Source organism: Streptomyces spiralis (assembly GCF_014654675.1).
Taxonomy (GTDB): domain Bacteria; phylum Actinomycetota; class Actinomycetes; order Streptomycetales; family Streptomycetaceae; genus Streptomyces; species Streptomyces spiralis.
On the sequence record NZ_BNBC01000025.1, the window covers coordinates 127077 to 139099 of the forward strand.

Here is a 12023-nt window from a genome sequence, read left to right on the forward strand (position 1 = left end):
CCCGGCGAGACCGGTGCCGAGCGCGTTGTCCACAGGCTCGCCGCGCTGTCACTCCTCGCCAGTAGGGTGTGAGACATGGCCGACCCCTCCAGCTACCGCCCCAGGCCGGGAGACATCCCGGACTCTCCCGGGGTCTACCGATTCCGGGACGAGCACCGTCGGGTGATCTACGTCGGAAAGGCGAAGAGCCTGCGCCAGCGCCTGGCCAACTACTTCCAGGACCTGGCGAACCTCCACCCGCGCACCCGCACCATGGTCACCACGGCCGCGTCCGTGGAGTGGACCGTGGTGTCCACGGAGGTCGAGGCCCTGCAGCTGGAGTACTCCTGGATCAAGGAGTACGACCCCCGGTTCAACGTCAAGTACCGCGACGACAAGAGCTACCCGTACCTCGCGGTGACGATGAACGAGGAGTTCCCGCGCGTCCAGGTCATGCGCGGCCACAAGAAGAAGGGCGTGCGCTATTTCGGGCCGTACGCGCACGCGTGGGCCATCCGCGACACCGTCGACCTGCTGCTGCGCGTCTTCCCCGTGCGCACCTGCTCGGCCGGCGTCTTCAAGAACGCCGCCCGCACCGGCCGCCCCTGTCTGCTCGGCTACATCGGCAAGTGCTCCGCCCCCTGCGTCGGCCGGATCTCCGCCGAGGACCACCGGGAGCTGGCCGAGGAGTTCAGCGACTTCATGGCCGGCCGCACAGGGACCTACCTGCGCCGCCTGGAGCAGCAGATGACGCAGGCGGCCGAGGAGATGGAGTACGAGCGGGCCGCCCGCCTGCGTGACGACATCGAGGCCCTGAAGAAGGCCATGGAGAAGAACGCGGTCGTGCTCGCCGACGCCACCGACGCCGACCTCGTCGCGGTCGCCGAGGACGAGCTGGAGGCCGCCGTGCAGATCTTCCACGTGCGCGGCGGACGGGTGCGCGGTCAGCGCGGCTGGGTCACCGACAAGGTGGAGGAGGTCACCACCGGGGCCCTGGTCGAGCACGCGCTGCAGCAGCTGTACGGCGAGGAGAGCGGCGACGCCGTACCCAAGGAGGTCCTCGTCCCCGCCCTGCCCGACCCGGTCGAGCCGGTCCAGCAGTGGCTCACCGACCGTCGCGGCTCGGGCGTGTCCCTGCGCATCCCGCAGCGCGGCGACAAGAAGGCCCTCATGGAGACCGTGCAGCGCAACGCCCAGCAGGCGCTCGTCCTGCACAAGACCAGGCGCGCCTCCGACCTGACCACCCGCTCGCGCGCCCTGGAGGAGATCGCCGAGGCCCTCGACCTGGACAGCGCCCCCCTGCGGATCGAGTGCTACGACATCTCCCACCTCCAGGGCGAGGACGTGGTGGCCTCCATGGTCGTCTTCGAGGACGGGCTGCAGCGCAAGGGTGAGTACCGGCGCTTCCAGATCAGGGGCTTTCAGGGGCAGGACGACGTCCGCTCCATGCACGAGGTGATCACCCGGCGCTTCAAGCGCTATCTGGCCGACAAGGAGAAGACCGGCGAGTGGGTGGACGACGACCTCAAGGATGAGGAAGGCCGCCCCAGGAAGTTCGCCTACCCGCCGCAGCTCGTCGTCGTCGACGGCGGGCAGCCCCAGGTCGCCGCGGCCCGGCGGGCCCTGGACGAGCTCGGCATCGACGACATCGCCGTGTGCGGCCTGGCCAAGCGCCTGGAGGAGGTGTGGCTGCCCGGCGACGACGACCCGGTGGTCCTGCCCCGCACCAGCGAGGGGCTGTACCTGCTGCAGCGCGTCCGCGACGAGGCCCACCGCTTCGCCATCACCTACCAGCGCACCAAGCGGGCCAAGCGGTTCCGCGCGGGCCCCCTGGACGAGGTGCCGGGCCTCGGCGAGACCCGCAAGCGGGCGCTCATCAAGCATTTCGGCTCGCTGAAGAAGCTGCGGTCCGCAACCGTCGACCAGATCTGCGAGGTCCCCGGCATAGGCCGCAAGACGGCCGAGACGATCGCCGTGGCCCTCGCCCAGGCGGCCCCGGCCGCACCCGCCGTGAACACGGCGACCGGAGAGATCATGGAAGACGTGGAAGAGTCGGCACCCGGAGCGACGGCCGGTGCCGCAGGGGAGCCCGTTTCCGCGGGCGCACGGAACGAACGACGGGGCCAGGAGACATGACCGAGCACGACGAGCAGCCCGCACAGCGGCGAGAACAGGCTCACCCCACCCAGCCGCGGGATCAGGCCCGCCAGGAACCACGCGAGGACCAGCGGCAGCCCGCGGTCCGGGAAGACGGAGCACAGGTGAGTACGGGCATCGACACGGCCGGCGTCCCCGACGCGGCCATCCCCGAACTGGTGATCATCTCCGGCATGTCCGGCGCCGGCCGGTCCACGGCCGCCAAGTGCCTGGAGGACCTCGGCTGGTTCGTCGTCGACAACCTGCCGCCCGCGCTGATCCCCACCATGGTGGAGCTCGGCGCCCGCTCGCAGGGCAACGTGGCGCGCATCGCGGTCGTCGTGGACGTCCGTGGCCGCCGCTTCTTCGACAACCTGCGCGAGTCCCTGGCGGACCTGGAGGCCCGGCAGGTCACCCGCCGGATCGTCTTCCTCGAGTCCTCCGACGACGCCCTGGTGCGCCGCTTCGAGTCGGTGCGCCGGCCGCACCCCCTCCAGGGCGACGGCCGCATCGTCGACGGCATCGCCGCCGAGCGGGAGCTGCTGCGCGAGCTGCGCGGCGACGCCGACCTGGTGATCGACACCTCCAGCCTCAATGTGCACGAGCTGCGCGCCAAGATGGACGCCCAGTTCGCCGGCGAGGAGGAGCCCGAGCTGCGGGCCACGGTGATGTCCTTCGGCTTCAAGTACGGCCTGCCCGTCGACGCCGACCTGGTCGCGGACATGCGGTTCCTGCCCAACCCGCACTGGGTGCCGGAGCTGCGCCCGTACACCGGTCTCAACGAGGAGGTCGCCGGGTACGTCTTCAACCAGCCCGGCGCCAAGGAGTTCCTGGACCGCTACGCCGAGCTGCTACGGCTGATCTCGGCCGGCTACCGCCGCGAGGGCAAGCGCTACGTGACCATCGCCATCGGCTGCACGGGCGGCAAGCACCGCTCCGTGGCCATGTCGGAGAAGCTCGCCGCACGGCTCGCGGCCGAGGGCGTGGAGACCGTCGTCGTCCACCGGGACATGGGGCGCGAGTGACCGGACGTACTACGCGGCTGAGCAGACTGCGCCGGGTGGTGCCCGAGGGACGCGCGGGCCGGCTGTCCGCCGCCTCGGGCCGCCAGCCGACCGAAGGGCGGGCGCCTCGCCCCGAGGGCCGGGGCGCCCGGCCGCGCCGTCGCGGTGCCCAGCCCAAGGTGGTCGCTCTCGGCGGCGGCATGGGCCTGTCCGCCTCGCTCGCCGCACTGCGCCGGATCACCGGCGACCTGACCGCCGTCGTCACCGTCGCCGACGACGGCGGCTCCAGCGGGCGCCTGCGCGACGAGCTGGGCGTGCTGCCGCCCGGCGACCTGCGCAAGGCGCTGGCCGCGCTGTGCGGCGACGACGACTGGGGCCAGACCTGGGCCCGCGTGATCCAGCACCGCTTCACCTCCCAGGGCGATCTGCACGACCACGCCGTCGGCAATCTGCTGATCGTCGCCCTGTGGGAGCAGCTCGGCGACCACGTCCAGGCCCTGGACCTGGTCGGCAAGCTGCTGGGCGCGCACGGGCGCGTGCTGCCCATGTCCGCCGTACCGCTGGAGCTGCAGGCCCTGGTCAAGGGGCACGACCCGGAGCGGCCCGACGACGTGGACACCGTCCGCGGCCAGGCCACGGTGGCGCTCACGCCCGGCGAGGTGCAGTCCGTGCACCTCGTGCCGAACGACCCGCCCGCCGTTCCGGAGGCCGTGGCGGCGGTGCTGGACGCGGACTGGGTGGTGCTCGGCCCCGGCTCCTGGTTCTCCTCGGTCATCCCGCACCTGCTGGTGCCCGAGCTCTTGGACGCGCTCACCGAGACGAAAGCGCGCCGCGTGCTCTCGCTGAACCTCGCCCCGCAGCCCGGAGAAACCGAGGGCTTCTCACCGCAGCGTCATTTGGAGGTTTTGGGACGACACGCCCCTAAACTCGCCCTGGACGTGGTGCTGGCCGACGAGGCCGCCGTGCCCGACCGCGAAGTGCTCACCGAGGCCGCCAAGCGGTTCGGCGCCGCGGTCGAGCTGGCGCCGGTGGCCCGGAGGGACGGAACTCCGCGGCATGACCCGGAGCTGCTGGCCGCCGCGTACGACCGTATTTTTCGGATGCATGGAAGGATCGGCCCATGGCGATGACGGCAGCGGTGAAGGACGAGATCTCCCGGCTCCCCGTCACCCGGACCTGCTGCAGGAAGGCGGAGGTATCCGCCATTCTGCGGTTCGCCGGCGGCCTCCACCTGGTCAGCGGGCGCATCGTGATCGAGGCGGAACTGGACACCGCCATGGCGGCGCGGCGGCTGAAGCGGGACATCCTGGAGATCTTCGGACACAGCTCCGAGCTGATCGTGATGGCACCGGGCGGGCTGCGCCGCGGCTCGCGCTACGTCGTTCGCGTCGTCGCGGGCGGCGACCAGCTGGCCCGCCAGACGGGTCTCGTCGACGGGCGGGGCCGCCCGATCCGCGGCCTGCCCCCGCAGGTGGTCTCGGGGGCCACCTGCGACGCCGAGGCCGCCTGGCGCGGAGCCTTCCTGGCGCACGGATCGCTCACCGAGCCGGGTCGTTCCTCGTCGCTGGAGGTGACCTGCCCGGGACCGGAGGCCGCGCTCGCCCTGGTCGGCGCCGCCCGGCGGCTGTCCATCGCCGCGAAGGCCCGTGAGGTGCGCGGAGTGGACCGGGTCGTCGTCCGTGACGGTGATGCCATCGGCGCGCTGTTGACGCGTCTCGGCGCTCACGAGTCGGTGCTGGCCTGGGAGGAGCGGCGGATGCGCCGCGAGGTCCGTGCCACGGCGAACCGGCTGGCCAACTTCGACGACGCCAACCTGCGCCGCTCGGCCCGCGCCGCGGTCGCCGCCGGTGCGCGGGTGGCCCGGGCCCTGGAGATCCTCGCCGACGACGTGCCCGAGCACCTCGCGGCCGCGGGCCGGCTGCGCATGGAGCACAAGCAGGCCTCCCTGGAGGAACTGGGCGCGCTCGCCGACCCGCCGCTGACCAAGGACGCCGTCGCCGGCCGCATCCGCCGGCTGCTGGCCATGGCCGACAAGCGCGCCGCCGACCTGGGCATCCCGGGCACCGAGGCTAACCTCACCGAGGAACTGGCTGACAACCTCGCGGGCTGACCCGCGCACAGGGCCGGGGCGACCACGAACGCCTACCACCTACCGACCACGGAGCTGTCCGTGGTCGTTGAGGTGGGCTGGTGTGGTCGCTGTCGGCGGGCGTGCCGGGGGCTGTCGCGGCGGTCGCGGTGAGCTGGGATGGTCGCCGTCGGCCGTCCACGGGAACAGCCGGTCGTGCGGTCGCGGCTGCCCCGAACCGTCGGAGCCGACCACTCACGAGGCCGTCGGCGGTCGTCGAGACGAGAACGAACGGCCGCCGTCCGCCGCCCACGATGGTGCGTGGACGGGGTCGTGGTGGGTGGTGGCCCGCCGTCGGGCAGAGTTGCGTCGGGCTCGACCGCAACTCCCCTTGCAGACAGCTACTTCTCCTTCAAGTGGGTCTGGGGCGACGAGGGTTCGTCGTCCGGTCGGCATCAACTGCCGCTCCGTCACCCGCCACCGCCACCCGCCTCCGGTACCCGCCACCGCCACCCGCCATCAGTCACCCGTCACAGCCCCCTCTCCCCGCCGCCGTCGTCGATCGGCGGGGCGCGCCGGCGCCCCCCGACGGTCCCTTCCGCGCACCCTCTTCAGGCCCCGTGGAGCGGTCTGCGCACGGCACTTCACAAGTGAGCCGGGGTGCTCACGAAAGAGTGACCAATGCGGTCAACCCGGCAGCGACATCCGTAGCGAAATGGAGTGATCCGGACGCTCGTGCGAGCGGCCCGTGTCTCTACTGACGGGTATGGATCGCCGTGCCTTTCCGGGAGCGTCCGAATGTCACTTCGGGGGCCTCGGAGGGGTAGGGTCGGGGGTGGTCGGGGACATCCCAATACAGCTCGCCGGAGTCGAAACCGGCGTACCAACGAGGAGATCGGTTCGTGACGATCCGCGTAGGCATCAACGGCTTTGGCCGCATCGGTCGTAACTACTTCCGCGCGCTGCTGGAGCAGGGTGCAGACATCGAGATCGTGGCTGTCAACGACCTGGGTGACACCGCGACCACCGCTCACCTGCTGAAGTACGACACCATCCTCGGCCGCCTCAAGCAGGAGGTCTCGCACACCGAGGACACCATCACCGTCGACGGCAAGACCATCAAGGTCCTTTCCGAGCGCAACCCGGCCGAGATCCCCTGGGGCGAGCTGGGCGTGGACATCGTCATCGAGTCCACCGGCATCTTCACCAAGAAGGAAGACGCCGAGAAGCACATCGCCGGCGGTGCCAAGAAGGTCATCATCTCCGCCCCGGCGAAGAACGAGGACGTCACCATCGTGATGGGCGTCAACCAGGACACGTACGACGCCGCGAACCACAACGTCATCTCCAACGCCTCCTGCACCACCAACTGTGTGGCGCCGATGGCGAAGGTCCTCGACGAGAACTTCGGCATCGTCAAGGGCCTGATGACGACGGTGCACGCGTACACCAACGACCAGCGCATCCTGGACTTCCCGCACAAGGACCTGCGCCGCGCCCGCGCCGCCGCGGAGAACATCATCCCGACCACCACCGGTGCCGCCAAGGCCACCGCCCTGGTGCTGCCCCAGCTCAAGGGCAAGCTGGACGGCATGGCCATGCGCGTCCCGGTCCCCACCGGCTCGGTCACCGACCTCGTCGTCGAGCTCTCCCGTGAGGTCACCAAGGAAGAGGTCAACGCCGCCTTCCAGAAGGCCGCCGAGGGCGAGCTGAAGGGCATCCTCGAGTACACCGAGGACCCGATCGTCTCCTCCGACATCGTCAACGCCCCGGCGTCCTGCACCTTCGACTCCTCCCTGACCATGGTCCAGGAGGGCAAGAACGTGAAGGTCATCGGCTGGTACGACAACGAGTGGGGCTACTCCAACCGCCTCGTCGACCTGACGGTCTTCGTCGGCAACCAGCTCTGATCGACCCAGCAGGCACCTCGATGTGAGTCCAGGGCTCGGGCAGCGCAGCGTCGCGCGGTCCGGGCCCTGACGCACGTACGGCGCGACGTCACGTACGGCGGGACACGCACACGGCGGGCCGGACGCACCGCCAGCGGACCCGGCCGGCGCCGGTACCGTGCCGGTCCACGACCCCGGCCGACGTGCGGATCGACCAGCCCTCGTACGATCAAGAGCCCCTCCTCAGGAGTCCCATCCATGAAGACGATCGACGAACTTCTCTCCGAAGGCGTGAACGGAAAGCGGGTCTTCGTCCGCGCCGACCTCAACGTGCCGCTGGCCGACGGTGTCATCACCGACGACGGCCGCATCCGTGCCGTGCTGCCCACCGTCAAGGCCCTCGCGGAGGCGGGCGCCAAGGTGGTCGTGGCCTCTCACCTCGGCCGCCCCAAGGGTGCCCCGGACCCCGCCTTCTCGCTGCTGCCCGCCGCCGAGCGGCTCGGTGAACTCCTCGGCGCGCCCGTCGCGTTCGCCCAGGACACCGTCGGCCCCGCCGCGCACGACGCCGTGGACGGCCTGCAGCCCGGTCAGGTCGCGGTCATCGAGAACCTGCGCTTCAACCCCGGCGAGACCTCCAAGGACGATGCCGAGCGCGGCGAGTTCGCCGACCGGCTGGCCGCCCTCGCGGACGTCTACGTCGGCGACGGCTTCGGCGCGGTGCACCGCAAGCACGCCTCCGTCTACGACCTCCCGGCCCGCCTGCCGCACTACGCCGGCTACCTCATCGCCACCGAGGTCGGCGTCCTGAAGAAGCTCACCGAGGACGTCAAGCGGCCCTACGTCGTCGCCCTCGGCGGCGCCAAGGTCTCCGACAAGCTCGCCGTCATCGACCAGCTGCTCGGCAAGGCCGACCGGCTGCTCATCGGCGGCGGCATGGCGTACACCTTCCTCAAGGCCAAGGGGTACGAGGTCGGCAAGTCCCTCCTGCAGGAGGACCAGGTCCCGGTCGTCCAGGAGTACATCGAGCGCGCCGAGAAGACTGGTGTCGAGCTGGTGCTTCCGGTGGACGCGCTGGTCTCGCCGGACTTCCCGGACCTGAAGACCAAGGCCCCGGCCCACCCGACCGCCGTCGCCGCGGACGCCATCCCGGCCGACCAGGAGGGTCTGGACATCGGTCCCGAGACCCGCACCCTGTACGCCTCGAAGCTCGCCGACGCCGCCACCGTCTTCTGGAACGGGCCGATGGGCGTGTTCGAGCACCCCGACTTCGCCGAGGGCACCCGGGCCGTCGCCCAGGCCCTGGTCGACTCGAAGGGCTTCACCGTCGTCGGCGGCGGCGACTCCGCCGCCGCCGTCCGTACGCTGGGCTTCGACGAGTCGGCATTCGGCCACATCTCGACCGGGGGCGGCGCCTCCCTCGAATACCTCGAGGGCAAGACGCTCCCCGGCCTCGCCGCACTGGAGGACTGACCTCAATGACCACCCGCACGCCGCTGATGGCGGGCAACTGGAAGATGAACCTCAACCACCTCGAGGCCATCGCCCACGTCCAGAAGCTCGCCTTCGCCCTGGCCGACAAGGACTACGAGGCCGTCGAGGTCGCCGTCCTGCCGCCCTTCACCGACCTGCGCTCCGTGCAGACCCTGGTCGACGGCGACAAGCTCAAGATCAAGTACGGCGCCCAGGACATCTCGCAGCACGACTCCGGCGCCTACACCGGCGAGATCTCCGGCCCGATGCTGGCCAAGCTGAAGTGCACCTACGTGGTGATCGGCCACTCCGAGCGCCGCCAGTACCACAACGAGACCGACGAGCTGGTGAATGCCAAGGTCAAGGCCGCCTACAAGCACGGCCTGACCCCGATCCTGTGCGTCGGCGAGGAGCTGGACGTCCGCGACGCGGGCAACCACGTCTCCCACACCCTCGCCCAGGTCGAGGGCGGTCTGAAGGACCTCCCGGCCGAGCAGGCCGAGTCGGTCGTGATCGCCTACGAGCCGGTGTGGGCCATCGGCACCGGCAAGGTCTGCGGCGCCGACGACGCCCAGGAGGTCTGCGCGGCGATCCGCGGCAAGATCGCCGAGCTGTACTCGCAGGAGCTGGCCGACAAGGTCCGGATCCAGTACGGCGGCTCCGTGAAGGCGGGGAACGTCGCGGAGATCATGTCGCGGGCCGACATCGACGGCGCCCTGGTCGGCGGCGCCTCGCTGGACGCCGACGAGTTCGTCAAGATCGTCCGCTTCCGCGATCAGTGAACCGGACGTGAGTAGGCGGTAGCGGCGATACGTCGTACCCTGGCGGGGGCACCGGCGAGGTGCCGTGCCCCCGTCGTCCATCCGAATCCGAGGAAGTTGGTCCAGCCGTGGTTCTGGGGTTCTCGATCGCCCTGATCATCTTCAGCCTGTTGCTGCTGCTGCTGGTGCTGATGCACAAGGGGAAGGGCGGCGGCCTCTCCGACATGTTCGGCGGCGGTATGCAGTCCTCCGTCGGCGGCTCCTCGGTCGCCGAGCGCAACCTCGACCGCATCACCGTGGTGATCGGCCTGCTGTGGTTCGCGTGCATCGTGGTCCTCGGCATCCTGATGAAGTCCAGCAGCTGACGCGATCCAGCTGACGCGATCCAGCAGCTGACGCGGTCCCGCCGGCCCGCCGTCGGCCGGTGCACACCGCACATTCCGTACGTAAAGCCCCATGGTCGGTACGCGCTCCGGAGCGCGGCCTATCATGGGGCTTGCGTCTGTGGTGGGGGCCGGTAACTCCAATCACTGGACGCGCGTTGGGCCTTACGTAGACTGAGGCGCTCGCAGCGAAGCGGAACGCCGACTCGCTTCGCGGCACCATCACGCAGGGAGTTACACCGTGGCAAGTGGCAACGCGATCCGAGGAAGCCGGGTCGGGGCGGGGCCGATGGGCGAGGCCGAGCGCGGCGAGTCCGCGCCGCGTCTGCGCATCTCCTTCTGGTGCTCCAACGGGCACGAGACGCAGCCCAGCTTCGCCAGCGACGCGCAGGTCCCCGACACCTGGGACTGCCCGCGCTGCGGCTTCCCGGCCGGTCAGGACCGGGACAACCCGCCGGACCCGCCGCGCACCGAGCCGTACAAGACGCATCTGGCGTACGTACGGGAGCGGCGCAGCGACGCGGACGGCGAGGCGATCCTCGCCGAGGCGCTCGCCAAACTGCGCGGCGAGATCTAGGAGTTGACGTCCGGCCGGTGCCCGCGGGCACGAGCCGGACCTGCTTCGTTCCCCGGTCGGCAGGCCGCCGCGGACCGATTGTCAGTGGTGCCCTCTACGGTTTGTGCATCAGGCGAAATCGTGAGGGGGGCGAGGACGTGACGACGGTCGGGGCGGTGCGGGCAGCCGGGACGGGGGCGGGCCCCGCATGGCGCGGGGCGTTCGGGCGGCTGTGGAGTGCCGCCGTGCTGTCCAGCTTCGGTGACGCGCTGCGTACGGCCGCGCTGCCCCTGCTGGCCGCCTCGCTGACCGATGACCCCCTGCTCATCGCCTCGGTCACGGCCTGCGGCTATCTGCCCTGGATCGTCTTCGGGCTGCTGGGCGGCGCCGTCGCCGACCGTGTGGACCAGCGGCGCGCGATGTGGACGGTGGACGCGGTACGCGGCCTGCTGGTCGGCGGCTTCGCGGTGGCCGTCGCCCTCGGACACGCCTCGATCGCCCTGCTGATCGCCCTGGCGTTCGCGCTCACCACGCTCCAGACGCTCTTCGACAACGCGGCCACGGCCCTGCTGCCCGCCCTCGTGGACCGCGAGGCGCTCGGCAGCGCCAACGCACGGCTGATGACGGGGCAGCGCGTCGCGGGCGGGCTGGTCGGCGGCCCGGCCGTGCCGCTGCTGCTCGCCGCCGGGGCGTTCGCGCCCTTCGCCGCCGACGCCGTCACCTTCCTCGTGGCCGCCGCGCTGGTGGCCTCGCTGCGGACGAGCGCGCCCGAGCCGAAGCCGAGACCGGCGGGCAGCACCCTGCGCCGCGAGATCGCCGACGGCCTGTGCGCCCTCGGACGGGACGGGGCGCTCAGGGCGCTGTGCGCCGCCACGGCCCTGTGCAACATCGGCATGGGCGCCCTGATCGCCACGCTCGTGGTCCTGGTGACCGACGGGCTGCACACCGGCCCCGGCGGATACGCGGCGGCGACGACCGCCTACGCGGTCGGCAGCCTGGCCGGGGGAGTGGTGGGCGGCCGGATCGTGGCGGGACTCTCGAGACACGGCCAGGGCCGCATACGGGCCGTGTTCCTGGCCGGCACGGTGCAGATCGCCGCCCTGCTCGTCATGGGTTCGGTGCGCAGCCTGGTCGCGCTGGTGGCCGCGCTGGCCGTCTTCGGTCTGATGGGCATGGTGTGGAACGTCAACACCACCACGCTGATGCAGCAGCGCAGCCCCGCCGACATGCTGGGCCGGGTCAGCGCGGCCTTCCGGACCCTGGCGGTCGCCGGAGCGCCCCTCGGCGCGCTGCTCGGCGGCGCAGTCGCCACCGCCTGGGGGCCCGGCACCCCGGCACTGCTCACGGCCGCGTTCTTCGCCCTGTCCGTCAGCGTGCTGATACCCGCGCGCAAGCAGCACGTAGAAGTGGTTGCGCAGGAGCAGTAGGTGCCCCGGCACCCGGTGGCGTGACGCCGGCTCAGGCGACCGGCCGATCAACTAGGTTGGACCGGCAGCGGGGCAGGACACAGCAGGACAGCTGGGAAAGAAGGCTGAAGCCCGAGATGAACACAGACGGCCGTACCAGGCTCGACCAGAGGCCCGAGTGGGCCGCGCTGGCCAAGCACCGTGAGCAGCTCGCCGGAACAGGGCTGCGGGACCTGTTCGCGGCGGATCCGGGGCGCGGCGCCGGATACACCCTCCAGGTCGGCGATCTCTACGTCGACTACTCCAAGAACCTGGTCACCGACGAGACCCTGCGGCTGCTGCGGGAGCTGGCCGCCGCCACCGGCGTGTCC

Annotated in this window: 10 protein-coding genes and 1 pseudogene; all 11 read left to right on the forward strand. The window is 71.1% G+C overall.

Going from position 1 to position 12023, the window contains the following annotated elements; genetic code table 11:
- Positions 1-75: 75 nt before the first annotated feature.
- Positions 76-2115 (forward strand): excinuclease ABC subunit UvrC, encoded by a 2040-nt coding sequence (uvrC, locus tag IE318_RS24890; protein ID WP_030181527.1) that lies wholly within the window; start codon positions 76-78, stop codon positions 2113-2115.
- Positions 2112-3140: an RNase adapter RapZ gene (gene rapZ / locus IE318_RS24895; protein ID WP_189903806.1), complete on the forward strand. Its 1029-nt coding sequence runs from the start codon at positions 2112-2114 to the stop codon at positions 3138-3140. Before uvrC ends, rapZ begins: the two co-directional genes overlap by 4 nt.
- Positions 3137-4249, forward strand: a complete 1113-nt coding sequence (locus IE318_RS24900; protein WP_189903808.1) for a gluconeogenesis factor YvcK family protein — start codon at positions 3137-3139, stop codon at positions 4247-4249. Before rapZ ends, IE318_RS24900 begins: the two co-directional genes overlap by 4 nt.
- Positions 4240-5229 (forward strand): DNA-binding protein WhiA, encoded by a 990-nt coding sequence (gene whiA / locus IE318_RS24905; RefSeq protein ID WP_030181532.1) that lies wholly within the window; start codon positions 4240-4242, stop codon positions 5227-5229. Before IE318_RS24900 ends, whiA begins: the two co-directional genes overlap by 10 nt.
- Before the next feature lie 860 nt (positions 5230-6089).
- Entirely contained in the window at positions 6090-7097 is a 1008-nt protein-coding gene (gene gap, locus IE318_RS24910) for a type I glyceraldehyde-3-phosphate dehydrogenase (protein ID WP_030181533.1), read from the forward strand.
- Positions 7098-7334: 237 nt separating this feature from the next.
- Positions 7335-8546 (forward strand): phosphoglycerate kinase, encoded by a 1212-nt coding sequence (locus IE318_RS24915; RefSeq protein WP_030181535.1) that lies wholly within the window; start codon positions 7335-7337, stop codon positions 8544-8546.
- 5 nt (positions 8547-8551) lie between these two features.
- On the forward strand, positions 8552-9328 hold the full coding sequence (gene tpiA, locus IE318_RS24920) for a triose-phosphate isomerase (RefSeq protein ID WP_189903809.1): 777 nt from the start codon (positions 8552-8554) through the stop codon (positions 9326-9328).
- Between the two features lie 107 nt (positions 9329-9435).
- Positions 9436-9672 (forward strand): preprotein translocase subunit SecG, encoded by a 237-nt coding sequence (secG, locus tag IE318_RS24925; protein ID WP_030181537.1) that lies wholly within the window; start codon positions 9436-9438, stop codon positions 9670-9672.
- 307 nt (positions 9673-9979) lie between these two features.
- Positions 9980-10267: an RNA polymerase-binding protein RbpA gene (locus IE318_RS24930; RefSeq protein ID WP_004002138.1), complete on the forward strand. Its 288-nt coding sequence runs from the start codon at positions 9980-9982 to the stop codon at positions 10265-10267.
- A gap of 137 nt (positions 10268-10404) precedes the next feature.
- A complete protein-coding gene (locus IE318_RS24935; protein ID WP_189903811.1) occupies positions 10405-11673 on the forward strand; it encodes an MFS transporter in 1269 nt (422 codons plus the stop codon).
- 116 nt (positions 11674-11789) lie between these two features.
- Positions 11790-12023, forward strand: a pseudogene (locus IE318_RS24940) (glucose-6-phosphate isomerase); the annotation flags it as partial.

Coding starts and splice junctions, on each gene's coding strand:
- uvrC (WP_030181527.1), top strand. CDS start 76: ATGGCCGACCCCTCCAGCTACCGCCCCAGGCCGGGAGACATCCCGGAC.
- rapZ (WP_189903806.1), top strand. CDS start 2,112: ATGACCGAGCACGACGAGCAGCCCGCACAGCGGCGAGAACAGGCTCAC.
- whiA (WP_030181532.1), top strand. CDS start 4,240: ATGGCGATGACGGCAGCGGTGAAGGACGAGATCTCCCGGCTCCCCGTC.
- IE318_RS24915 (WP_030181535.1), top strand. CDS start 7,335: ATGAAGACGATCGACGAACTTCTCTCCGAAGGCGTGAACGGAAAGCGG.
- tpiA (WP_189903809.1), top strand. CDS start 8,552: ATGACCACCCGCACGCCGCTGATGGCGGGCAACTGGAAGATGAACCTC.
- IE318_RS24930 (WP_004002138.1), top strand. CDS start 9,980: ATGGGCGAGGCCGAGCGCGGCGAGTCCGCGCCGCGTCTGCGCATCTCC.